The sequence below is a fragment of the Nevskia ramosa DSM 11499 genome, assembly GCF_000420645.1.
Lineage (GTDB): Bacteria > Pseudomonadota > Gammaproteobacteria > Nevskiales > Nevskiaceae > Nevskia > Nevskia ramosa.
The window spans coordinates 215,841-238,331 of the sequence record NZ_ATVI01000006.1; the positions used below are offsets into that span (position 1 = coordinate 215,841).

The window sequence follows — 22,491 nt, forward strand, 5'->3', positions numbered from 1 at the left end:
TCAGCCTCCGAACAGTTTGGCCATGAAGCCTTTCTTCTGCTCCGTCATGAAACGCATCGGTCGCTCTTCGCCGAGGAAGCGCGCCACCAGATCGGTATAAGCCTGGCCGGCTTCGCTGAGCGAATCCTTGATCACCGGCTCGCCGGAGTTCGAGCTGGTCAGCACGGTCGACGATTCGGGGATGATGCCGAGCAGCGGAATGGCGAGGATTTCCTTGACGTCGTCGACGCTGAGCATTTCGCCCTTGGCGACTCGCGTCGGGTTGTAGCGGGTCAGCACCAGATGTTCCTTGACCCGCTGATCGCCCTTCTCGGCGCGGCGCGACTTGGAAGCCAGGATGCCAAGGACGCGATCGGAATCGCGCACGCTCGACACCTCAGGATTGGTGACCACCAGCGCTTCGTCGGCGTAGTACATCGCCAGGAAGGCACCGCGTTCGATGCCGGCCGGCGAGTCGCAGATGATGTAGTCGAAGTCCTGGGCGAGTTCGGTCAGCACGCGCTCCACGCCTTCTTCGGTCAGCGCGTCCTTGTCGCGGGTCTGGCTGGCCGCGAGGATGTGCAGGTTCTCGACGTTCTTGTCGCGGATCAGCGCCTGTTTCAGCGTGGCTTCCTTGTTGATCACGTTGACGAAGTCGTAGACCACCCGACGTTCGCAACCCATGATCAGGTCGAGGTTGCGCAGGCCGACATCGAAATCGATGACGGCGGTCTTCTTGCCGCGCAGCGCGAGGCCGGTGGCGAACGAGGCGCTGGTGGTCGTCTTGCCGACGCCGCCCTTGCCTGAAGTGACTACGATGATCTTGGCCAACGGTGCTCCCCGATAGATGCGGCACCCGCTTTCCGAATGCCGTGTGAACGATGCGCTGGCGCGCGGCACCAAGCCGCGCATGAGCCAGAGCCTAAATTTTGTGGGCCTCGATCTTCAAGCGCCCGTCGACCAGCCAGGCCTGCGCCGGCTCGTTGACCGGCCCGGCCTTGATCTGCTCGGCCACCGCATAGATGCCGGCAATGGCGATCAGCTCAGCGTCGAGCTTGCGGCAGAACACCCGCGCGGACTCGTCACCTTTCACTCCCGCCAGCGCGCGGCCGGCGAGCTTGCCGTAGACGTGGATACAGCCATCGGCGATCACTTCCGCACCCGGGCTGACGGTATTCAGCACGATCAGATCGCAGCCTTCGGCATAGATCTGCTGGCCGGAGCGCACCGGCTCGTCGATCACGCGGGCTGGCCGGCGCGCTGCGGCAACCGGAGGCGGAGCTGCAACGGCAACGGGTGCGGGTGCCGGCGCAGCGGCGCTCTTGCCGCTGTCCCTGGAAACGACTGGCAGGCCGATGGCGCGCGCGGCATCGGCGAGCGGACCTTCGGATACCGCGAGCGGCTGGATGCCCACTTCGCGCAGGGCGGCGAGCACGGCATCGAGGTCGGCGGCGATGTCGCTGTCGATCACCACGGCCATGCCTTTGACGGCCTGCGGCATCTGGCGAACCATTTCAGCGAGCTGTATCCGGATCGCGGCGCTATCCGCTATCAGCACCCGCGCACGCGTGATCGGCAACATGCGGCCCTTCAGTTCGAGGGCAGGGCGGGAGCGAGTCATTGATTAGGGAGTAGTACCTGTCCGGCCGCCGCAGTCGATTGCGATGCGTGGCCTATGTTTTGCTTCGACGTGCTGCTAGGTTAGAGACCAAACCCTGCAATATCAACGTTCCGGCTGCGGCAGCCGGATCGCTCAGCCGCCGAATTGTAAAAAACTGGAATAAGAATGGCTTTCGATTGGCGAAATTACCGCTGTGATGCCGCCTACGACGAACTGTTTGCCGTCTCGGGAGCACCGCGCCCCGCCGCCCGCAGTCTCGTCGAATACCTGCAGAGCCTGTCCCCGCGTGACCTCGCCGATCGGCGTCTGGCAGCGGATCTGGCGATCAAGGTCATGGGCATCACGTTCACGGTGTACTCGGAGGGCAAGAACGTTGATCGCGCCTGGCCGTTCGACATCATTCCCCGGGTGATCCCGAAGAAGGAATGGGAAACGACGGAGAAGGGGCTCAAGCAGAGAGTCGACGCGCTCAACCACTTCATCCAGGACGTCTACGGCAAGCAGCAGATCGTCAAGGACGGCATCTTCCCGGCCGAGATCCTCGCCGAGTCGGTGAACTTCCGGAAGCAGTGCGTCGGCGTGAAGCCCAAGCACGGTATCTGGGCGCATATCTGCGGCTCGGATCTGGTCCGCGATGGCGACGGCACGCTCTACGTGCTCGAAGACAATCTCCGCGTGCCGTCCGGCGTCTCCTACATGCTGGAGAACCGCGGCGTCATCAAGCGCATCTGGCCGGAACTGTTCCAGACCACCAACATTCTGCCGGTCGACGATTACGCCGCCCAGCTCTACGACACCCTGGTGGCGATCAGCCCGCGGCCCGGCGACGCGCCGAACGTGGTGCTGCTGACCCCGGGCATCTACAACTCCGCCTACTTCGAACACGCCTACCTCGCGCAGCAGATGGGCGTGGAACTGGTCGAGGGCTCGGATCTCACGGTCGGCGATGACGACTGCGTCTACATGCGCACCATCGACGGCCCGAAGCGCGTCGACGTCATCTATCGCCGCATCGACGATCTGTTCCTCGATCCCGACGTCTTCAATCCGGACTCGATCCTCGGCTGCAAAGGCCTGATGCGAGCCTGGATCGCCGGCAAGGTCGGCCTCGCCAATGCGCCGGGCGCCGGTGTTGCCGACGACAAGGTCGTCTACGCCTACGTGCCGCAGATGATCAAGTACTACCTCGGCGAGGACGCGATCCTGCCGAACGTGCCGAGCTATCTCTGCTTCGACAAGAAGCAGCGCGACTACGTGATCGCCAATCTCGACAAGCTGGTGGTCAAGCCGGCCAATGAATCCGGTGGCTACGGAATGATGATCGGCCCGCGCGTCTCGAAGGAGGAGCACGCCAAGTTCAAGGCGCTGATCGAAGGCAATCCGCGTAACTACATGGCCCAGCCAACCCTGAGCCTGTCGACCGCGCCGACCATCTGCGATGACGAGATCGAACCGCGTCATCTCGATCTCCGGCCGTTCATCCTGAGCCGCGGCGAGAGCACCTACGTGACCACCGGCGGCCTCACCCGCGTGGCGCTGGTCAAGGGCTCGCTGATCGTCAATTCCTCGCAGGGTGGTGGCTCGAAGGACACCTGGATCGTCGATATCGACGACGACGCACCAGGTGTCGTGACCTCGCCTGCCGCCGCCGCACAGGCTCAATCGCAATCGCAGAAGGGGACTCTCTGATGCTGTCCCGTGTTGCAGAAAACCTGTACTGGTTTGGCCGCTACGTGCAGCGCGCCGAGAACACCGCACGCCTGATCAACGTCAACGCCAACCTGATGCTCGACCTGCCGCGGCGCATGCCGCTGGGTTGGGCGCCGCTGATCGAGATCACCGGCGCCGAGGCGGCCTTCAAGGAGCTGTACGACGAAGCGACCGAGGAAAACGTGGTCCGCTTCCTGATGATCGATCCGCGCAATCCGGGCTCGATCGTCACCTCGCTGAACAACGCCCGCGAAATTCTCCGCGTATCCCGCGACACCATGCCGCGCGATACCTGGGAACGCCTGAACGACATCTACTTCTACGTTCAGGAGCGTGGCGAATCATCGATCCTGCGCACCGCCCGGCAGGCCTTCGTGCAGCAGGTGATCAGCGGCGCGCTGCTGGTCTACAGCGTGCTGACCAGCAACATGAGCCGCGATGTCGGCTTCCAGTTCCTGCGCATCGGCACCAACATCGAACAGGCCGACATGACCACGCGCATCCTCGACGTGCGCACGCTTCGCCTGAATCAGAACGACGACAAGCTCGACCTGACACCGTTCGAGAACATCGTCTGGATGAGCGTGCTGCGCTCGCTCACCGCCTACCAGATGTATCGCCGCCATTTGCGCACCCGCGTCAACGGCAACGGCGTGGTGCGCTTCCTGCTGCAGAACCGGGACTTCCCGCGCAGCGCGATGTTCTGCCTCGACACCATCGCTTCGACCCTGCCGCACCTGCCGAACAGCCGGAGCATCGAGCGCACCATCGACCGCACCCGTGGCCTGGTGCGCGACGCGAACATCGAGGGTCTGATGAAGATGTCGATGGGCGTGCCGGACCTGATGGACGAAATCCAGATCGGCCTGAACGACCTGCACACCGCGCTGGCGGACGCCTACTTCAGTCAGTCCGGCAAGTAGACCCGTCGCGAAACGGGAAACCGGAAAAAGCCGGCCGCAATGCGGCCGGCTTTTTCGTTTCAACCGCCGCTGTAGCCGTTGCCGTCGTCGTTATCGGCCGGCGCATCGCGATCGCTGCCGCGATTCTGGGACTGGCTGCTGTTCTGGCCAGAACCGGCAGGCGCAGACGACATCAGCCAGGCACCGTTCGGTCCCTGCTGCGACGGCCAGGTAGGCGTCGACTGATGGGCCTGCTGCGACATCGGTGCCTGGGCAGCCTGCTGATGCTGCATCGACAAGGCCAGCGACTGCTGCACTTCCCAGTCGAATTTCGGCAGCGAGCGCACCGCGTTCTCGAGCTGGCGCGCCCAGGTTTCCTTGAGCGCGGCGTAGTACGGCGTGTCGTAGTCGAGCCGGAACGAATGGGCGATCGACAAGCGATCGCGTTCCATGATCGCGACATCGACCGGCGGGCCGACCGAAATGTTCGAGCGCATCGTCGAATCCAGCGACACCAGCGCGCAGCGTGCGGCGTCTTCGAGCTTGGCACCCGGCCGGACGAAGCGATCGAGAATCGGCTTGCCGTACTTGATCTCGCCGATCTGCAGGAACGGCATTTCCGGGCTGGCAGCGATGCAGTTGCCGAGCGGGTAGATCAGATAGATCGAGGGGTCTTCGCCCATGATCTGGCCGCCGAGAATCAAGGTCGTTTCGACGTTGACGTTCATGCTCGATTCCGCGCTCTGCTTCTGAGCGCGTACCGACAGCTGGCCGAGGTAGTCGGCCGCGTCAAACATATGGCGCACGGTGCGCAGCGACACCTTGCAGTTCGGGTCGTTCATCTCGCGCCGGGCATAGGCCAGCACGTATTGCGTGGTCGCCAGATTGCCGGCCGAGAGGATCACGAACACGCGCTCCCCGGGCACTTCGAGTACGTGGAGCTTGTTGTACGTCCGCACGTCATCGACGCCAGCAGCAGTACGGGTATCGGCGGCGAATACGATGCCGTCGTTGACTTTGATCGCGACGCAGTAGGTCATGGCTGTGTGCGGGCCTGTTCTTGTGAATTGACGACGCATGCTCGGCCGCTGGCTGACGGAAGCATAACTTGTGCCGCGCTGACGCGACGGACGGGTCCGTCACCGCAGGGTTTATCAGTGGCTGGATCGCGTCACGGCCCGCGCCACGCATCCGGCTGCGATAATCGCGCATGACCTCGCTGAACCTGACCAGCCGCTCCGAATTCCTGCGCGTCCGCGGCCTGCGCTATCACCTGCGTCGCTGGGGCGCTGAGCGCCTGCCGTTGCTGTTCCTCGGCCACGGCTTTCTCGATGTGTCGGCAACCTTCGAACCGCTGGTCGCACCGCTGCTCGACCGCTGGCAGGTGCTTGCGCCGGACTGGCGCGGCTTCGGTCATACCGAGTGGCCACAGGAAGGCTATTGGTTCCACGACTACGTGGCCGATCTCGATGCCATCGTCAACCACTACTCGCCGGATGCGCCGCTGCGCCTGGCTGGCCACAGCATGGGCTCGCAGATCGTCAGCCTCTATGCGGGCCTGCGACCGGCGCGAGTCGAGAAGCTGGTGCTGCTCGACGGCATCACCCTGCCGGACATGCCGGCGGCGCTGGCGCCGAAACGCTTCCTGCACTGGCTGGACGAATTGCGCGAGACGCCGCGTGAACGCAGCTATGCCTCGTTCGACGAGCTGGCCGGGCGCATCCGCCGCCAGCATCCGCAGTTGTCGGAGGCACACGCCGCGTTCGTGTCGCGCTGCTGGGGCCGCGAGGATGGCTACGGCAAGGTCACCCTGTGTGCCGATCCCAAGCATTACCGCCACGGTCCCGGGCTTTATCACGCCGAGGACTCGAACGCGGTCTGGCGCGAGGTAACGGCGGATACCTTGTTCGTCGACGCCGGCAAATCCTTCGTCAAGATGCCGCCCGAACAGCGCGCGGCGCGGGTCAGCTGCTTCCGCCGCCACCGGGTCGAAGTGCTGCCCGAGGCCGGGCACATGCTGCATTTCGACGCCCCCGAAGAAACCGCGGCGCTGGTCGCCACGTTCCTGTCGGCCTGAGCCAGCCATGGCGCGCCTGAATCTGTCGCAACTGCCGACCACGCTCGCCAAGGGCCTGGCGCCGCTGTACGTCGTCGGCGGCGAGGAACCGCTGCTGGCCCAGGAAGCGCTCGATACGATCCGCGCCAAGGCGCGCGCCGTCGGCTATTCCGAGCGAGAAGTGCTCGATGCCGAAAAGGGTTTCGAGTGGGGCCTGCTGCTCGATGCCTGCAATGCGATGTCGCTGTTCGCGTCCTTGCGCGTCGTTGAACTGCGCCTGCACAACGCGCCCGATGTCGCCGGCGGCAAGATCCTGCAGCAATTGGCCAGCGCGCCACCGCGCGACGTGCTGCTGCTGATCCACGTCAACAAGCTGGAATGGCGCACCCGCAGCGGCGGCTGGTTTTCGGCGCTCGAAACGGCCGGTGCCAGCCTGTATTTTGAAGCGATGAAGCCGGGCGAGCTGCCGGGCTGGATCGGCGGCCGCCTGAAAGCGGCCGGGCTCGATGCCGAACCGGAAGCGCTGCAACTGCTCGCCGAGCGCACCGAAGGCAATCTGCTCGCCGCCCAGCAGGAGGTGCAGAAGCTGGTACTGCTGCACGGCAAGGGCGCGCGGCTGAACGTCGATGCGATCGACACCGCGGTCGCCGATTCCGCGCATATCGACGTCTTCGGCTGGATCAACAAGATCATGGCCGGTGATGCCCGCGGCGCGATGCGCGGCCTCGATACCTTGCGCGGCGAAGGCATGGACATCGTGCCGATCACCCTGCTGCTGGCCACCGGCCTGCGCCAGCTCGCCAACGTCGCCAATCTGATGGCGCGCACCGGCAATGCGGCCGCGGCCGTGGAAGCCGCACGCATCCACAAGGCCAACCAGGCGGCCTACACGAAGGCCGCGGAACGCTCGACGCCGAACCAGGTGCTTGGCTGGCTGCGCAAGTGCGCGCAGGTGGATGCCCAGGCCAAGTCCAGCGGCGGCCAGCCGCAGGCCTGGGAAGAGTTGTTAACATTGATCGTGGCCGTTTCGACGACGGCGAGGAAAAAGGCGGCAACGGCAAGGCGATGACTGCGGCAACCCACAAGGAATTCCGGAAGGACGCGGCCGGCAACGACGCGGTCAACCGCTACATGAAAGAGGTCGGCACGCGCGCCCGCGCGGCCGCCCGCCTGATCGCCCGCGCCAGCACCGGCGAGAAGAACGCCGCCCTGTTCGCGCTGGCCGATGTGATCATGGCCGAGGCCACCACCATCCTCGAAGCCAACGCGCTGGATCTGCGCGCCGCGCGTGACGCCAAGCTCGACGAAGCGCTGGTCGAGCGCCTGGAGCTGAACCCGTCCCGCGTCGCCGCGATGGCCGATGGCGTGCGCCAGGTCGCCGCCCTGCCCGATCCGATCGGCGAAATGTTCGATCTGAAGATGCGGCCGTCCGGCATCCAGGTCGGCAAGATGCGAGTGCCGCTCGGCGTCGTCGGCATCATCTACGAATCGCGCCCGAACGTGACTGCCGATGCTGCCGCGCTCTGCCTGAAGTCCGGCAACGCCTGCGTGCTCCGCGGCGGCTCGGAAGCGATGCACAGCAATCAGGCGATCGCTCGCTGCATCTCGCGCGCATTGAAATCCGCAGGCCTGCCCAGCGATGCGGTGCAGGTCGTCGACACCACCGACCGCGCTGCCGTCGCCGCGATGCTGGCGATGCCGGAAGCAATCGACGTGGTCATTCCGCGCGGCGGCAAGGGCCTGGTCGCGTTCGTCTCCGAACACGCCAAGGTGCCTGTGATCAAGCATCTCGACGGCAACTGCCACGTCTATGTCGACCACGAGGCTGATCTCGACAAGGCGGTGTCGATCGCCGTCAACGCCAAGACCCAGCGCTACGGCACCTGCAACACGATGGAAACCTTGCTGATCGATGCCCCGATAGCCGCCCGGCTGCTGGAACTGCTGGCACCGATCTACAGCGGCCACGACGTGGAACTGCGCGGCTGCGAACGCACCCGCCAGATCCTGCCGCAGGCCAAGGCCGCGAAGGCCGAAGACTGGGATACCGAGTACCTGGCGCCGATCCTCGCCGTGAAGATCGTCAACGGCATCGACGAAGCGATGGACCACATCGCCCGCCACGGTTCGGCGCACACCGATGCGATCGTCACCGAGAACTACACGAAGGCGCGCCGCTTCCTGCGCGAAGTCGATTCCAGCTCGGTGATGGTCAATGCTTCGACGCGCTTCGCCGATGGCTACGAATATGGCCTGGGCGCCGAAATCGGCATCTCCACCGACAAGTTCCACGCCCGCGGCCCGGTCGGCCTAGAGGGCCTGACGTCGGTGAAGTGGGTGGTGCTCGGAGATGGCAATGTCCGTTGAGCAAGCCGCATGACGGCTCGCGCTTGAAGCCGCCGCGCCCTGAATGAAAGCGATCGGCTTCTTCGGCGGCACCTTCGCACCGATACACAACGGCCACCTGCGGCTCGCGATCGAGCTGCGCGATCTGCTCGGTCTCGACTGCGTTCACCTCACTCCGAGCGCCCGCCCGCCGCACCGCACCGCCCCCGGCGTCAGCGCCGAGCGGCGGTTGGAATGGGCTCGACTCGGCGTTGGCGATGAGCCCGGCCTGATCGTCGACGATCGCGAACTGCGCCGCGCACGCGCGCAGCAGCATCCGTCCTACACCTTCGACACGCTGGCGGCGATCAAGGCCGAAACGCCGGACGCGCGACTGCATCTGCTGCTCGGTGACGACGCCGCCAACCGCCTGCACACCTGGCATCGCTGGCGCGAACTGTTCGACCTGGCGCACCTCGTCGTCGTCCAGCGTCCGCATCCGGCCGATGTACCCGCCCCGGAACTGGCCGAGTTTCTGCATGACCGGAAAGTGACTTCGGTCGAAGCGCTGAGTCGTCAGTCTGCCGGCCTGTGGCTACCAGTCAGCCTGCCACCGCTGGCGATCTCGGCCACCCGTATCAGAGCCTTGTTGCAAGCCGGCCGCAGTGTTCGCGGTCTGGTGCCTGAAGCTGTCATCCGTTCCCTGACCTCCGAGGACGTTCGCGCACTCACCATCAATGAAGAGAAAAATCCCGCCCATGACTGAAACCTCCGTCGCTTCCTCCGCCCCGTCCACCGAGCTCGGCGCCCTGGCCGTTGCCGCGCTTGAAGACCTCAAAGCCGTCGACATCAAGGTGCTCGACGTATCGAAGCTGACCTCGATCACCGACATCATGGTGATCGCCACCGGCACCTCGAACCGCCATGCGGCTTCGCTGGCGCACAGTGTCATCGACAAGGCCAAGGAGAACGGTCACCGACCGGTCGGCGTCGAAGGCCTGAACGAGGGCGAGTGGGTGCTGGTCAACCTCGGCGGCGTCATCGTCCACGTGATGCAGGCCCAGACCCGCGCGTTCTACCAGCTCGAAAAACTCTGGGACTTCACCCAGCGCGAACCGGCCGTCCGCAGCGCCTGAAGCGGTACGCAACGAGGGACTAGCCGATGCGCATTCGCCTGATCGCGATCGGCACGCGCATGCCGGACTGGATCGCGTCCGGCTACGAGGATTACGCGGCCCGCCTGCCGCGCGAGCTGAAGCTGGAGCTGGTTGAACTGGCCGTCGAACATCGCGGCAAGAACGCCGATATCCCGCGTCTGCGCGAAGCCGAAGGCGAGCGCCTGCTGAAAGCGGCCGGCGAGGCCCGGATCATCGCGTTCGACGAGCACGGCACGCAGCCGGATACCGTCGCCTGGTCGAAGTCGCTGAAAACCTGGATGCAGGACGGCCGCGATGTCGCGCTGCTGATCGGCGGGCCGGATGGCCATGCGCCTGCGGTGCTGGCACGCGCCGATGCCAAGTGGTCGTTATCGAAGCTGACCTTTCCGCATGCACTGGTGCGGGTGATCGTCGCCGAGCAGCTGTACCGGGCCTGGACCCTGCTCAACAACCATCCCTATCACCGCGCCTGAGCGCCGCGCTTCAAAAGCTCAGCTACCGCGCAGGCCGCCAGCAAGCACCGCTGCCGAGATGCCGCGCTGTGCGAGCAGGAACGCCGCTACTGCGCCACGGCGCCCGGTGTCGCAGACACAGACCTGCAGACGCTGACGGTCGATCTTAGACGCCCTCAGCCTGAGCAGCCTCAACGGCAGATTGACGCTGCCGGACAGATGCCCCGCTTCGTATTCGCTGGGCAGCCGCACATCCAGCCATTGCGCCACGCCGGCCTGAACCTGCGCCTTCGCGGTTGCCCGATCGAGCCGGACCAGCAAGGGCTCGTTCAGCAGTTCCTCGAAATCACGCCGCGCCAGGCGTTTCAGCGTGCCGGCGGTCAGCATCGTCACGCTGGCATTGCGCGGCAGGCCGGCGATCAGGGCCTCTTCGCCGAAGCAGTCGCCGGGCCCGAACTCGGCCAGGGTCAGCGTCTGCTTGCTCATGCCGCGATGGACGATCCGGCAGCGGCCTTCGACGATCACGTAGAAGTAATCGCCCGCCGAGCCCTGCTCGATCACCACCTCGCCTTCGGCGACCGTGATCGTATCCAGCCGCTGAAACAGCGCCTGCAGATTCGCCGGTGGCAGGCGCTGGAACGATGGCCGCTGCAGCAGGCGGGTCATCCAGTCATCAGCCGCCACTTCGGTGATCGCCGCAACCTCGCAGGCAACGCCCTGCTCCCAGGTCAGCAGCACATCGAGCAGACCGGCGTCGACGACCAGTACTTCGACCGGGCCGACGCACACGGCCGAAACGTCGACCGCCGGCGGTGCCGACAGGCACTGCTGCGCGCGCGTTTCACCGGCTTTCACATCGACCAGGGTCCAGCCATTGGCATCGCGCAGGCGAACCTGGCCGCGCAGCAGATACCAGGCCTTGGTCTGTGTCTGTCCGGCGCGGAACAGCACGCTGCCAGCCGGATGCGCATGGATGGCTGCCTGCTTGGCGAGCCGCTGCAGGGACTCTGCAGCCAGCGCGCTCATCGGCACGAAGCCGGCCAGCAGTTCAGGGCCGACCAATTGAGTGGAGATCTGTGATTGGGACATGTCCGGACCTATCAGACCCTGGAACGAATGTCGGGAAATCGGAAGGTGCAAGGACTCGCGGCGGTGGCTTGAGTCCTTGCACCCGTGGCCTAAAGCGGCGGCCTACTTCGCGGCCGGCTTGGCAGCTGCGGCAGCCTTGCCGCCGACCGACAGACTGTCCTTGTTCTTGGAGATTGTCGCGGCGCCGATACCCGGCACCTTCTCCAGATCGTCGACAGTCTTGAACGGCCCGTTCTTGGTCCGGTACTCGACGATCGCCGCCGCTTTCGCCGGGCCGACTCCATTCAGCGTTTCCAGAGTTTTCGCATCGGCGGTATTGACATCAATCGATGCCGCCCAGACCAGCGACGAGAATGCGAGCACCACACCAGCCAGAATTCCCTTGAGGATTTTCATGATCAACGCTCCCTTGCATGTGTGACTGAGGATTGCGTCGATGGAGGCGACTTCTGACTCTGCTCCCGTCCGGCGCGAGCCAATACTTCGCTCTCGGAGCGCAGAAAACAGTGATGGAGCTCACATTGAAATCGGACCGCAAGGCGATCTGTGATCTCGATAACGCTCGCGCTTTTTGACCCGAATCGAGCTCAGCCGCGATCGCGCGCGCTGGCAGCATGCGCCTGCAGGCCTTCGGCGTCGGCGATCGTCCCGGCGATGTCGGCCAGCACTTTCGCGCCGCCTGGCGTGACTTCGATCAGGCTGGAGCGCTTCTGGAATTCATAGACGCCGAGTGGATTCGAGAAGCGCGCCGCACGTGAAGTCGGCAGCACGTGATTCGGGCCAGCGCAGTAATCGCCGAAGGCTTCCGGGGCATGACGGCCGAGGAACACCGCGCCGGCATGGCGAATGGATTCCAGCAAGGCACGCGGCTCGGCGACCGACAGCTCCAGATGTTCCGGCGCGATCCGATTGGATACTTGCGCAGCCTCGGCAAGATCACGCACCAGGATCAGCGCACCACGGCCGGCAATCGACTGGCGAACGATATCGGCGCGCGGCAGCTCGGCAAGACGCGCGTTCATCGCCGCGAACACGGCATCGAGATGTTCGGCACTCGGCGAAATCAGAATGCTCTGGGCAACTTCGTCATGTTCGGCCTGGCTGAACAGATCCATCGCGATCCAGCGTGGATCGGTCAGGCCATCGCCGATGACGACGATTTCGCTCGGACCGGCAATGGAGTCGATGCCGACTCTGCCGAACACCAGGCGCTTGGCCGCGGCGACATAGGCATTGCCGGGACCGACGATCTTGTCGACTGCGGGAATCGTCGCCGTGCCATACGCAAGCGCAGCAATCGCCTGCGCGCCGCCGATCGTGAACACCCGATCGACGCCGGCAAGATGGGCGGCGCCGAGCACCACCGGATTCACTTCACCGCCGCTGGCCGGCACCACCATGATCAGTTCGCCAACTCCGGCGACCTTGGCCGGGATCGCGTTCATCAGCACGCTGGATGGATACGCCGCCTTGCCGCCGGGTACGTACAGACCGGCGCGATCCATCGCCGTGACTTTCTGGCCAAGGCGATTACCGTGGGCGTCGCTGAACTCCCAGCCTTCGAGCTTCTGGCGTTCGGCGTAGGCGCGGATGCGTTCGGCGGCCGCTTCCAGCGCGGCGCGCAGCGCCGGCTCCAGGGAATGCCAGGCGGCTTCACGCGCTGCCTTCGGGATTTCCAGTTCGGCGGCCGAGGCGATGCTGCGACGATCGAAGCGATTGGTGTAATCGACCAGCGCGGCATCACCGCTGGCGCGGATGTCGGCAATGATGTCGGCAACCACGGCGGTGACTTTCGGGTCGGCTTCCGGCGCGCGGTCGAGCAGCGCACCGAGCGTCGCGTCGAAGTCCGCCGAGCGCGAATCGAGCCGATTGATCTCAAGCACTGGCAACCGCCCCGACGAAACGATCGAGCAGCGCGCGAATCGCCGCGTGCTTCATCTTCATCGCCGCCTTGTTGACCACCAGACGCGCGCTCGACGTGAAGATGGTTTCGATCTCGACCAGACCATTGGCGCGCAAGGTGCCGCCAGTGGCGACCAGATCGACGATGACATCGGCAAGCCCGACCAGCGGCGCAAGCTCCATCGAGCCGTACAGCTTGATGACCTCGACCTGTTCACCGAGCGTGGCGTAGTAGCGGCGCGTCACTTCCGGGTACTTGGTCGCCACGCGCAGGCGGCGGCCGAAGTTGTGGCGCGGATTCTTGACCAGCGGCGAATCGTTCTTGGTCGCCACGCTGAGGCGGCAGACCGCGAAGCCGAGGTCGACCGGCTCGTACAAGGCACCACCCCCGTGTTCGAGCAGGATGTCCTTGCCGACGATGCCGAGATCAGCGGCGCCGTATTCGACATAGGTCGGCACGTCGGTCGGGCGGACTTCGAGCAGTTCCACGCCCGGGTCCTGGGTGGGAATGCGCAGCAGGCGGCCGGCATCGACGGACGGCGCAATGCCCACCGCGTTCAGCAGCGGCAGGCAGTCATCGAGGATGCGGCCTTTCGACAGGGCCAGGGTCAGGGAAGTCATGGCAGCGATGGCAACGAGTACGGCCGGAGAATGAGCGCGGCATTGTAATGGCGCAGTGCGGCAGCCGCTTGCACGCGGGCGCCGGGCGACGCAGGCTCGGAACACCATGACCCACCACGCGACTGTCGGCCTCCACCGCTACGTCTTCGCCTCGCTTGCCGAACTGCTGGCGAAAGCCTCGCCGATGCGTTCCGGCGATGCGCTGGCCGGCGTTGCGGCGGCGAGTGCCGAGGAGCGGATGGCGGCGCGCTGCGCGCTCGCCGATCTACCGCTGACCGCCTTTCTCGACGACGCGCTGATCGCCTACGAAAGCGACGAAGTCACGCGGCTGATCGTCGACACGCATGACACCGCCGCGTTTGCAGCGCTGCGCAGCCTGACCGTCGGGGCTTTTCGCGACTGGCTGCTGTCCGATGCCGCCAGCAGCGCGGTGCTGGCGGCCGTTGCGCCGGGCATCACACCGGAAATGGCGGCGGCGGTGTCGAAGCTGATGCGCAATCAGGACCTGATTCTGGCCGCGAAAAAGATGCGCGTGGTCACCGCGTTCCGTTCGACGCTCGGTCTGCCGGGACGGCTGGCGATCCGCCTGCAGCCGAACCATCCGACCGACGATGCCCGCGGCATCCTCGCGGCGACCCTGGACGGTCTGATGTATGGCGCCGGTGACGCCTGCATCGGCATCAATCCAGCAAGCGACGAAATGCCCAAGCTGCGCATGCTCTGGGACATGCTCGATGCGCTGATCGCCCGCTACGAGATCCCGACCCAGAGCTGTGTGCTGGCTCATGTCACGCGGCAGATCGAAGCGATCGAACGCGCTGCGCCGGTCGATCTGGTGTTCCAGTCGGTCGGCGGCACGGAAGCACTCAACAAGAGCTTCGGCATCAACCTGGCGCTACTGCGCGAAGCGCAGGAAGCGGCCTTGAGCCTGAAGCGCGGCACCGTCGGCAACAACGTCATGTACTTCGAGACCGGCCAGGGCGCTGCACTGTCAGCGAACGCCCATCACGGTCTCGATCAGCAGACCTGCGAGGCGCGCGCCTACGCCGTCTGCCGCGCCTTCCAGCCGTTGCTGGTCAACACGGTGGTGGGCTTCATCGGCCCGGAATATCTGTTCGACGCCAAGCAGATCATCCGCGCCGGCCTGGAGGATCACTTCTGCGGCAAGTTGCTGGGCCTGCCGATGGGTGTCGACGTCTGCTACACCAATCACGCCGAAGCCGATCAGGACGACATGGACACCCTGCTGACCGTGCTCGGCGCGGCGGGCGTCAACTACGTGATGGGCGTGCCGGGCGCCGATGACGTGATGCTCGGCTATCAGAGCACCAGCTTTCACGACGGCCTGGCCCTGCGTGAAATGCTTGGCCTGAAACACGCGCCGGAGTTCGAAGGCTGGCTGCAGCGCCTGCAGCTGATCGATGCCCAGGGCCGGCTGCAGGACGCGCGCAGTCTGCAGGCGCTGCCGCTACATGAAGCAATGGATGGGCTCAGACGATGAGCGAGTTACCGAAGCCCATTACCAGCGATGCACTGGCGCCATCCGATCCTTGGACCGAACTGCGCAGCCTGACGCCGGCCCGCATCGCCCTCGGCCGCAGCGGCGCTTCATTGCCGACCCGCGAAGTGCTGGCCTTCGGCATTGCCCACGCTCAGGCGCGCGATGCGGTGCAGGCGGCACTTGATGTCGATGCGCTGGCAGCTGCGCTGCAGCCGCTGAGCCTGCCGATCATCCGCACGCAGAGCGCCGCCGAAACCCGCAGCGCCTATCTGGCGCGGCCGGACTGGGGACGCCGGCTGTCGCCGGAATCGCGCCAGGAACTGGATGCGCTGGCCCGCAGCGATAGCCCCGAGGTGCTGCTGGTGATTGCCGACGGCCTGTCCGCCGTCGCACCGCAGCGGCATGCGTCGGCACTGATCTCGGCGCTGCTGCCACAACTCGACGGGCTGCGGATCGGGCCGCTGGTGATCGCAACGCAAGCCCGGGTCGCGCTGGCTGACGAGATCGCCGAAAGCCTGGGCGCCCGGCTGGTCGTCTGCCTGATCGGCGAGCGACCGGGGCTGTCCTCGCCGGACAGCCTCGGCGCCTACCTCACCTACGCGCCGAAGGTCGGCACCACCGACGAGGCGCGTATCTGCATCTCCAACATCCGCCCCGAAGGCTGCGCGATCGGCGACGCGGCAACCCTGATCGCCGCCAGCCTGCGTGCAGCGCTTGCGACAAGGCGATCCGGCGTGGCACTGCGCGAGCCGTCGAACCTGCTGCCGACTCGCGATCAGAAGCCGTAGCGGACCGTCGCCGATACGCTCGCCGGCGGGCCGTAGTACAGGTTTCCGTACTCGTCGATCACGTAGTACTTCTTGTCGAGCAGGTTTTCGCCGTTGAGCTGCACCGATAGCTGCGAGGTGACCCGGTAGCGCGCCATCAGGCCGAGCAGCGAGTACGCGCGCTGACGGACTTCGGTGAATCCGCTCGGGCTTTCGACGCTGACGTGGTTCTCGGATTGCCAGTTGACGCCGCCGCCGATGGTCAGGTCCTGCAGCGCGCCACCCAGCCGGTAGGTCGTGAAGCTGCGCACCAGGGTGCGCGGGATGTAGCCCTTGATGGTGTTGCCGTCGCCGTCTTTCATCGCGTAGTGCGACACGCCGATGGACAGGTTCCAGTCCTTGATCGGCTGGCCGCTGATATCGGCTTCGACGCCGCGGGTGCGGGTGCCGTCGACCTGCAGATAGGCCTGCCGGCGGCGGGTCTCGTCATCGAGCACGAAATGCCCTTCGTCGATGATGGCGGCATTGTCCTGGCGCGTGTCGAAGAAGGTCAGCGCAGTGTTCAGGCGACTGTCGAAATGCGAACCCTTGATGCCGGCTTCGACGCTGCGGCCGTCGAGCGGGTCCAGATACTGTCCTTCGCGAGTCAGGTTGTTCTGCGGATTGAAGATCTTCGTGTAGCTGGTGAACAGCGAGAACTGCTGGCTGAGATCGAGGATCGCGCCGGCATACGGTGTCAGCTTGCGGAAGTTCTGGACGTCGGCCTCATTGGCACCATAGAGGTCGAATCGATCGCTCTTCCAGCTGCTGTAGCGCGCGCCGAGGATGACCCGCAGCGGGTCGGCCAGCGACAGCCGCAGCGCTGAATAGGCTGCGGACTGACGCGTGCGGTCGCGAACCACGAGGGAGCCTTCGCTGGCGAATTCCGGCGGCGGCACGGAGCCGTCCCATTTGAAGAAATTGCCCGGGTCGGCGATTTCGCCGGGCGCGAACTCATCGGTATCCAGACGCAGCCAGGAGCCGAGAGCGCCGAGCACGAACTCGTGCTTGCGTCCGAACAGATCGAACTTGCCGTTCAGATAGGTATCCACCGAGGTCTGCCGGTTGGCGTCATTGGCACGGTAGGCGAACGGCACCAGCCCTTCGCCGGTGACCGGGTCGGGGAAGCCGTACAGGTAATACAGATTGGAACGGCCGTCGACGATGCGACGCTGCGCGGTGGTACGTAAAGTCCAGCCGTTATCGAACGCGTGATCGAACTGCGCGAAGCCGTTCTGGGTCCGGATGTTCCAGTAGCTGGACTGCGCCGCGGTGGTGACCGATCGCTTCCAGTCGGTGCGCGTGCCATCGCTGAAGAACAGCGGGAACGAACCCCAGGTGTTGGCCTGAGGCAAGGTCTGCTGATAGCCGTAGCCGACGCTGAGCCGCGTCCGCGGTGCCAGATCGGCATCGACGATGCCGTAGAACACGGTCTTCTCGTTGTTGTACAGATCCGTGTACGAATCGGCATTCTGATAGACGCCGACCACGCGCGCGCGGATCGTGCCGGAGCGGTTCAGCGGCGTGCTGAGATCGCCGACGGCGCGGTAGTTGTTCCAGGAACCGGCGACGAACGAAGCCTCGCCATCGAAGCTGCGGCTGTCGGCATGCTTGCGCACCAGATTCACGGCCGCCGACGGGCTGCCGGCGCCGGTCAGCAAGCCGGTCGCACCGCGGACGATTTCGATGCGCTCGAAAAGCGCGGTATCCAGGGTCGCGTCGACGGCGCTGGTGTTCTGGTCGCTGGCCACCGGAATGCCGTCGTAAAGTGTGTTGTCGACCAGAAAGCCGCGTGAGGTGAACACCACTCGCTCGCTGTCGTAAGCGTAGGAATAGACGCCGGTGGTGTTGTCGAGGACGCTGCGCAGCGACTGCAGGTTCTGGTCATCCATGCGCTGCCGCGTGATCACGGTGATCGACTGCGGCGTATCGCGCAGGCTCAGATCCAGCTTGGTCGCCGAGTGGCTTTCCTCGACGGTGTAGCCCGGCTGGGTGCTTGCCGCGACGGTGACCGTGCCGAGCACGACCGGCTGCTTGTCCTCATTGACTGTCTCGGCGGCTGGGTCATCGGCGGCGACGGCCAACACCGGCCAGCCCAGGGTCAGGGCGAGCGCAATGGGGAAATGATGACGGCGGGAGGGTGCTGCGGGCATTGCAGAAATCCTTATCAGGAGGCGGTGGTCTTGCCTGCCTAAGGAACTGCAATGTCGGTGGGTACGGCGATAGTAGTGGGTCCGACTGGGTCAGTCGAGCGTCACTTTGATGTCGAGATTGTCTTCAGCCTGCTGCGCAATCCGGGCGGCCATCAGGCTCGCCCGGAATCGGCATCCCGCCGTGATTTATTCGCCGCCGCCGGGGGCGACAGCCTTGGCACGGCGACGCGGTTTCGCCGCAACGGCTGAATCAGCAGCGGGATCGGCAGCAACTGGCTCCGCAGTCTTTGCCGGAGCAGTCTTCGCCGCCACCACTTTCTTTGCTGCCTGCTTGCGCGGTGCGCGCGGCGCAGCTTCGGCTTTCTTCTCGACTGCCGCTGCCGCGGGCGCAACGACGATCGGCTCGGCCGAAACGACCACGGCCGGCGTCGGTGCCGGCTGAACTGGCTCCGGCTCGGCCGCGATCACTGGCTTCGGAATCGCCCAGGACGGCCGGCGATCATCGCGACGCGGCGCCCAGTCCTTGTCACCTTCGTGACCGGTCTGCGCTTGCGGCCTCGGCGTCGGTTGCGAAGGTGGCTGCTGAGGCGGCTTCGGCTGATGCGCACGCGGCTCATGCAGCGGCTGCGGACGCGGCTCGTGCTTCGGCTGCGCGCGCGGTGCTTCGAACGGCGGCTCGGCTCGAACGTCGGCGAAGACCTCGGACTTCGGCTCGAACCGGGGCTCGGGCCTGGGCTCGGGCTTGGGCTCGGGCTTGGGCTCGAACTTCGCTTCAGGCTTCGATTCCGACTTGAATTCAGGGCGCGCTTCGATCTTCTGCTCGGGCTTGGCATCACCGCCTTCGCGCACGCGCTTTTCGCGAATGAACAAGGCCCGCGAGCGGCCGGGCTCGCCACGTTCTTCGACTTCGAACAGCGGGATCGCGGCAATCAGGTCGCTGAGCTTCTTGCGGCCGTAATTGCGCGGATCGAACTCGGGCATGCGCTTGCTGAGCAGGCTGCCGACGGCACCGAGACCAACCCAGCCATCCTCGTCGCCAGCATCGGCCACCGCCGCGCGCAGCGGGCCAAGCAGCGCCGGATCGTCGATCGGCGCACCACGTGCCGGGCGCTCGTCACCGGACGACGCGCCCTCGGCAGACTTCACCGGAGGACGAGCATTGTTCGGCTGAACCGGTGCCGGCGGCACGGGCTTGCCGCGACCCGGCGGCAGCACCGCGCGTTCGGCAGCGCGCGGCGGCGGTGCTTCGGCTGGCGTATCCGGCTCGCCGTCGCGCAGCACCTCGACGAAGATGAAGCGATCGCAGGCGCGCACGAAAGGCTGCGGCGTCTTGCGCTCGCCGAAGCCGTAGACGGTGAGGCCGGATTCGCGGATGCGCGAAGCCAAGCGCGTGAAATCAGAGTCCGAGGAGACGATGCAGAAGCCATCGAAACGCTCGGTGTAGAGCAGGTCCATCGCGTCGATGATCAGCGCGCTGTCGGTCGAGTTCTTGCCCTTGGTGTTGCTGAACTGCTGCATCGGCTGGATCGCGTGGCGGGCCAGCGTCTGCTTCCAGCTGCCGAGGTTCTGCGTCGTCCAGTCGCCATAGGCGCGCTTGGTGGTCGCGCGGCCGTACTTGGCGACTTCGGCGAGCAGGCCGTCGATGCGCTTGGCGTTGGCGTTGTCGGCGTCGATCAGGACGGCAAGCTGGGCTTGCGGGGAGGTTTCCATTGTTGTTCTCGTGATTGTTGATCGGCGCATATCGCGCGAGCGGGCGGAGCTTATCCGCTACGGCCCTATTGCAGGACTTTAAGTTCCAGCGGCTTCAATGCCGAGCCGCCGGTGACTGTGCGCCACTGGCCGGCGAAGCTGCCGTCGGCCTTGCCGAACAGCGTGAATTCGACCAGCAAGGCTTCGCTGCCCGCTTCGGTCTCGAACAGCTTGGCCTTGCCGTCGCGCTGCACGCGGCCCTGAAGACGGTGATAGCGGCCATCGGCTTCGCGGGACCAGCTGGCATCGACTCGATCGCCGTCGTACAGACGCTCGATGACCAGATTGATCTTCTCCTTGTCGATCGTGCCGGCATAGCTGCCGAGCCGCAGCCCCTGCTTCGGCGGCAGCGCGCACGCGGGCGACGACGACTCCGCCGGCAACAGCGCACAACGACCGTAAGGCCCGAGATCCGGCGCCAGAACGGTGAGCGGCAGCTTCACCTTCAGCGGCCGCAGCACGTCGAGTTCGAGTTGATCTTGTGTCGTGCAGTCGGGGCGCTCCAGCGCCAGGTGATCGATCGCCAGCAGCAGCTGGTTGTCGGTCAGCGTGTCGCCACGAACGGCCGGCAGGCAATCCTCGTAGACCTCGCGCTGCTCGGATTGCAGATCGTCCTTCGGGTTGAGCGTCTCCTGGAAATCGCGGATGCGCTGCACGCGCGGCGTCGCGACTTGCGTGCGCAGGCGGCCGTAGCCTTCCGGCGTGAACAGATCGGCGAGCAGGATCGGCAGGCCGCTGGCAACGTCGAAGTTGTGCAGGTGCGAAAAGCCCACGCCGCTGCGCTTGCCGATGACGCGGATCGACAACACCCGGCCGGTATCGCCGACCACTTCGTAATCGAGCTCGCTGAGCGAACCGTCCTTCGGAAGCAGGAGCGCGGCCTTCGCATCGCGGGCCGGCCGCTGCTGCAGTTCCACCGCGAACAGGTACAGATTGATCGCACGGAAGTTGGCGCCGTTGCCGGCCAGCTTCGGGAAGCGCAGCTCGGCGCCACCGGTGGGCGACTTCGCCTTGATGCTGTCGATCAGCAGCGGCGCCGCTGCCGAAGCGCTGCTGCCGATCAGTGTCGCCGCGAACAACAGCGCGCCCAGCGCCTTGATGCCAATGCTCATGTGTCGTCCTCTGACTTTTTCCAGCCGAAGGACGTGCCCTTGGCCTCGTTATTTGACTCGCTGAATCTTCGCGCCCAGCTGACCCAGCTTGGTCTCGATGTGCTCGTAACCGCGATCGATATGGTAGACGCGGTCGATCGTCGTCGTGCCTTCGGCGGCGATCGCCGCCAGCACCAGCGCAGCGGAGGCGCGCAGATCGGTGGCCATCACCGGCGCGCCGGTGAGCTTTTCGCGGCCGGTGACGATCGCGGTATTGCCTTCGATGCGGATGTCCGCACCGAGGCGCAACAGCTCCTGCGCGTGCATGAAGCGGTTCTCGAAGATCGTCTCGCGAATGGTGCCAACGCCTTCGGCATAACAGTCCAGCGCCATGAACTGCGCCTGCATGTCGGTCGGGAAACCGGGATGCGCCATGGTGTGCAGATTGATCGACGCCGGACGCCGGCCCTGCATGTCGACCTCGATCCAGTCCTCGCCGGTCGACACTCTTGCGCCGGCCTGCTGCAGCTTGACCAGCACCGCGTCGAGCGCATTCGGATCGGTCTTCACCAGCCGCACCTTGCCGCGGCTGATCGCGGCGGCGACGAGGAAGGTGCCGCCTTCGATGCGATCCGGAATCACCGCGTGGCTGGCGCCATGCAGATTGGCAACGCCCTTGATGACGATGGTGCCGGTGCCGGCGCCGCGAATCTTGGCGCCCATCGCCGTCAGGCAGTTGGCGAGATCGACGATCTCCGGCTCGCGCGCCGCGTTCTCGAGCACGGTTTCGCCATCGGCGAGCGCGGCCGCCATCAGCAGATTTTCGGTGCCGGTGACGGTGACCGTATCGAAGTAGATGCGCGCGCCTTTCAGCCGGGTCGCGCGGGCCTTGATGAAGCCACCTTCGAGTTCGATCTCGGCACCCATGGCCTTCAGGCCCATCAGATGCAGATCGACCGGACGTGCGCCGATCGCGCAGCCGCCGGGCAGCGACACCTCGGCATGGCCACGCTTGGCCAGCAGCGGGCCGAGCACCAGGATCGACGCGCGCATGGTCTTCACCAACTCATACGGCGCGACACAGGTGGTGATGCCACTGGCATCGGCGGTGAACAGGCCCGGGCCGGGACTGGCGACGGCAACACCCATCTGCGCGAGCAGCTTCTTGGTGGTGACCACGTCGTGCAGGTCCGGCACGTTGGAAAGATTCAGCTCGCCATCGATCAGCAGGCTGGCGCAGAGGATCGGCAGCGCGGCGTTCTTGGCGCCGCTGGCAGCAACTTCGCCGGACAGCGGGCCGTTGCCTTCAATCAGGAATTTGTCCATTCAGATTCGTTTCGCGTGATGCGCGGAAGGACCGCGAGGCAATCAGTGTCG

21 protein-coding genes are annotated in these 22,491 nt (G+C 65.4%); 10 read left to right on the forward strand and 11 right to left on the reverse strand.

Going from position 1 to position 22,491, the window contains the following annotated elements; genetic code table 11:
• Together minD and minC are read right to left on the reverse strand one after the other, a co-directional pair.
• Positions 1–810 carry a septum site-determining protein MinD gene (minD, locus tag G513_RS0107855; protein ID WP_022976278.1) on the reverse strand — a complete coding sequence of 270 codons (810 nt, stop codon included), beginning with the start codon at positions 808–810 and terminating at the stop codon, positions 1–3.
• A 91-nt stretch (positions 811–901) separates the two neighbouring features.
• Positions 902–1,600, reverse strand: a complete 699-nt coding sequence (minC, locus tag G513_RS0107860; RefSeq protein ID WP_022976279.1) for a septum site-determining protein MinC — start codon at positions 1,598–1,600, stop codon at positions 902–904.
• A 165-nt stretch (positions 1,601–1,765) separates the two neighbouring features.
• Between minC and G513_RS0107865 the strand changes: the two genes are divergently transcribed.
• Complete coding sequence (locus G513_RS0107865) at positions 1,766–3,289, forward strand: circularly permuted type 2 ATP-grasp protein (RefSeq protein WP_022976280.1); 1,524 nt, start codon at positions 1,766–1,768, stop codon at positions 3,287–3,289.
• Positions 3,289–4,233, forward strand: coding sequence for an alpha-E domain-containing protein (locus G513_RS0107870; RefSeq protein WP_022976281.1), 945 nt, complete (start codon positions 3,289–3,291; stop codon positions 4,231–4,233). Before G513_RS0107865 ends, G513_RS0107870 begins: the two co-directional genes overlap by 1 nt.
• A 59-nt stretch (positions 4,234–4,292) precedes the next feature.
• On the opposite strand, the gene G513_RS21985 is transcribed toward G513_RS0107870, so the two are convergent.
• On the reverse strand, positions 4,293–5,252 hold the full coding sequence (locus G513_RS21985; protein WP_022976282.1) for a proteasome-type protease: 960 nt from the start codon (positions 5,250–5,252) through the stop codon (positions 4,293–4,295).
• Positions 5,253–5,422: 170 nt separating this feature from the next.
• Here G513_RS21985 and G513_RS0107880 point away from each other — a divergent pair, with 170 nt between their 5' ends.
• Genes G513_RS0107880 through rlmH form a run of 6 tightly spaced genes read left to right on the forward strand, consistent with a single transcriptional unit; the run spans position 5,423 to position 10,223 of the window.
• Complete coding sequence (locus G513_RS0107880) at positions 5,423–6,289, forward strand: alpha/beta fold hydrolase (protein ID WP_022976283.1); 867 nt, start codon at positions 5,423–5,425, stop codon at positions 6,287–6,289.
• Between the two features lie 7 nt (positions 6,290–6,296).
• Positions 6,297–7,337 (forward strand): DNA polymerase III subunit delta, encoded by a 1,041-nt coding sequence (gene holA, locus G513_RS21990; RefSeq protein ID WP_022976284.1) that lies wholly within the window; start codon positions 6,297–6,299, stop codon positions 7,335–7,337.
• On the forward strand, positions 7,334–8,635 hold the full coding sequence (locus G513_RS0107890; protein WP_022976285.1) for a glutamate-5-semialdehyde dehydrogenase: 1,302 nt from the start codon (positions 7,334–7,336) through the stop codon (positions 8,633–8,635). The genes holA and G513_RS0107890 overlap by 4 nt, the downstream gene beginning before the upstream one ends.
• 43 nt (positions 8,636–8,678) lie before the next feature.
• Complete coding sequence (nadD, locus tag G513_RS0107895) at positions 8,679–9,359, forward strand: nicotinate-nucleotide adenylyltransferase (RefSeq protein WP_022976286.1); 681 nt, start codon at positions 8,679–8,681, stop codon at positions 9,357–9,359.
• Positions 9,352–9,729, forward strand: a complete 378-nt coding sequence (rsfS, locus tag G513_RS0107900) for a ribosome silencing factor (protein ID WP_022976287.1) — start codon at positions 9,352–9,354, stop codon at positions 9,727–9,729. Before nadD ends, rsfS begins: the two co-directional genes overlap by 8 nt.
• A 26-nt stretch (positions 9,730–9,755) precedes the next feature.
• On the forward strand, positions 9,756–10,223 hold the full coding sequence (gene rlmH, locus G513_RS0107905) for a 23S rRNA (pseudouridine(1915)-N(3))-methyltransferase RlmH (protein ID WP_022976288.1): 468 nt from the start codon (positions 9,756–9,758) through the stop codon (positions 10,221–10,223).
• Positions 10,224–10,241: 18 nt separating this feature from the next.
• Here the strand turns inward: rlmH and G513_RS21995 are convergent, their stop codons facing one another.
• From G513_RS21995 to hisG, 4 genes are all read right to left on the reverse strand, one after another.
• Positions 10,242–11,291 carry a cyclic nucleotide-binding domain-containing protein gene (locus tag G513_RS21995; protein ID WP_022976289.1) on the reverse strand — a complete coding sequence of 350 codons (1,050 nt, stop codon included), beginning with the start codon at positions 11,289–11,291 and terminating at the stop codon, positions 10,242–10,244.
• Between the two features lie 102 nt (positions 11,292–11,393).
• Positions 11,394–11,687 (reverse strand): ComEA family DNA-binding protein, encoded by a 294-nt coding sequence (locus tag G513_RS0107915; RefSeq protein WP_022976290.1) that lies wholly within the window; start codon positions 11,685–11,687, stop codon positions 11,394–11,396.
• A 191-nt stretch (positions 11,688–11,878) separates the two neighbouring features.
• On the reverse strand, positions 11,879–13,174 hold the full coding sequence (gene hisD / locus G513_RS0107920) for a histidinol dehydrogenase (protein ID WP_028475282.1): 1,296 nt from the start codon (positions 13,172–13,174) through the stop codon (positions 11,879–11,881).
• Positions 13,167–13,814, reverse strand: a complete 648-nt coding sequence (gene hisG, locus G513_RS0107925; protein ID WP_022976292.1) for an ATP phosphoribosyltransferase — start codon at positions 13,812–13,814, stop codon at positions 13,167–13,169. Before hisG ends, hisD begins: the two co-directional genes overlap by 8 nt.
• Before the next feature lie 106 nt (positions 13,815–13,920).
• Here hisG and G513_RS0107930 point away from each other — a divergent pair, with 106 nt between their 5' ends.
• A complete protein-coding gene (locus G513_RS0107930; protein ID WP_022976293.1) occupies positions 13,921–15,315 on the forward strand; it encodes an ethanolamine ammonia-lyase subunit EutB in 1,395 nt (464 codons plus the stop codon).
• The gene (eutC, locus tag G513_RS0107935; RefSeq protein WP_022976294.1) at positions 15,312–16,103 is read left to right on the forward strand and encodes an ethanolamine ammonia-lyase subunit EutC; all 792 of its coding nucleotides are present in this window, start codon (positions 15,312–15,314) and stop codon (positions 16,101–16,103) included. The genes G513_RS0107930 and eutC overlap by 4 nt, the downstream gene beginning before the upstream one ends.
• On the opposite strand, the gene G513_RS22000 is transcribed toward eutC, so the two are convergent.
• The 4 genes from G513_RS22000 to murA all read right to left on the reverse strand — a co-directional run bounded on the left by G513_RS22000 (position 16,091) and on the right by murA (position 22,440).
• Complete coding sequence (locus G513_RS22000; RefSeq protein WP_022976295.1) at positions 16,091–18,274, reverse strand: TonB-dependent siderophore receptor; 2,184 nt, start codon at positions 18,272–18,274, stop codon at positions 16,091–16,093. The two genes, eutC and G513_RS22000, sit on opposite strands and share 13 nt — an antisense overlap.
• A 186-nt stretch (positions 18,275–18,460) precedes the next feature.
• Complete coding sequence (locus tag G513_RS25390; RefSeq protein ID WP_022976296.1) at positions 18,461–19,984, reverse strand: NYN domain-containing protein; 1,524 nt, start codon at positions 19,982–19,984, stop codon at positions 18,461–18,463.
• Between the two features lie 65 nt (positions 19,985–20,049).
• Positions 20,050–21,135 (reverse strand): hypothetical protein, encoded by a 1,086-nt coding sequence (locus G513_RS0107950; protein WP_022976297.1) that lies wholly within the window; start codon positions 21,133–21,135, stop codon positions 20,050–20,052.
• Between the two features lie 48 nt (positions 21,136–21,183).
• Positions 21,184–22,440 carry a UDP-N-acetylglucosamine 1-carboxyvinyltransferase gene (gene murA, locus G513_RS0107955; protein WP_022976298.1) on the reverse strand — a complete coding sequence of 419 codons (1,257 nt, stop codon included), beginning with the start codon at positions 22,438–22,440 and terminating at the stop codon, positions 21,184–21,186.
• Between the last annotated feature and the right edge of the window lie 51 nt (positions 22,441–22,491).

Bases quoted from the DNA above. Each gene is read 5' to 3' on its own strand.
- minC (WP_022976279.1), bottom strand. From the start codon at position 1,600: ATGACTCGCTCCCGCCCTGCCCTCGAACTGAAGGGCCGCATGTTGCCG.
- G513_RS0107865 (WP_022976280.1), top strand. From the start codon at position 1,766: ATGGCTTTCGATTGGCGAAATTACCGCTGTGATGCCGCCTACGACGAA.
- G513_RS0107870 (WP_022976281.1), top strand. From the start codon at position 3,289: ATGCTGTCCCGTGTTGCAGAAAACCTGTACTGGTTTGGCCGCTACGTG.
- G513_RS21985 (WP_022976282.1), bottom strand. From the start codon at position 5,252: ATGACCTACTGCGTCGCGATCAAAGTCAACGACGGCATCGTATTCGCC.
- G513_RS0107880 (WP_022976283.1), top strand. From the start codon at position 5,423: ATGACCTCGCTGAACCTGACCAGCCGCTCCGAATTCCTGCGCGTCCGC.
- holA (WP_022976284.1), top strand. From the start codon at position 6,297: ATGGCGCGCCTGAATCTGTCGCAACTGCCGACCACGCTCGCCAAGGGC.
- G513_RS0107890 (WP_022976285.1), top strand. From the start codon at position 7,334: ATGACTGCGGCAACCCACAAGGAATTCCGGAAGGACGCGGCCGGCAAC.
- nadD (WP_022976286.1), top strand. From the start codon at position 8,679: ATGAAAGCGATCGGCTTCTTCGGCGGCACCTTCGCACCGATACACAAC.
- rsfS (WP_022976287.1), top strand. From the start codon at position 9,352: ATGACTGAAACCTCCGTCGCTTCCTCCGCCCCGTCCACCGAGCTCGGC.
- rlmH (WP_022976288.1), top strand. From the start codon at position 9,756: ATGCGCATTCGCCTGATCGCGATCGGCACGCGCATGCCGGACTGGATC.
- G513_RS21995 (WP_022976289.1), bottom strand. From the start codon at position 11,291: ATGTCCCAATCACAGATCTCCACTCAATTGGTCGGCCCTGAACTGCTG.
- G513_RS0107915 (WP_022976290.1), bottom strand. From the start codon at position 11,687: ATGAAAATCCTCAAGGGAATTCTGGCTGGTGTGGTGCTCGCATTCTCG.
- hisG (WP_022976292.1), bottom strand. From the start codon at position 13,814: ATGACTTCCCTGACCCTGGCCCTGTCGAAAGGCCGCATCCTCGATGAC.
- G513_RS0107930 (WP_022976293.1), top strand. From the start codon at position 13,921: ATGACCCACCACGCGACTGTCGGCCTCCACCGCTACGTCTTCGCCTCG.
- eutC (WP_022976294.1), top strand. From the start codon at position 15,312: ATGAGCGAGTTACCGAAGCCCATTACCAGCGATGCACTGGCGCCATCC.
- G513_RS22000 (WP_022976295.1), bottom strand. From the start codon at position 18,274: ATGCCCGCAGCACCCTCCCGCCGTCATCATTTCCCCATTGCGCTCGCC.
- G513_RS25390 (WP_022976296.1), bottom strand. From the start codon at position 19,984: ATGGAAACCTCCCCGCAAGCCCAGCTTGCCGTCCTGATCGACGCCGAC.
- G513_RS0107950 (WP_022976297.1), bottom strand. From the start codon at position 21,135: ATGAGCATTGGCATCAAGGCGCTGGGCGCGCTGTTGTTCGCGGCGACA.
- murA (WP_022976298.1), bottom strand. From the start codon at position 22,440: ATGGACAAATTCCTGATTGAAGGCAACGGCCCGCTGTCCGGCGAAGTT.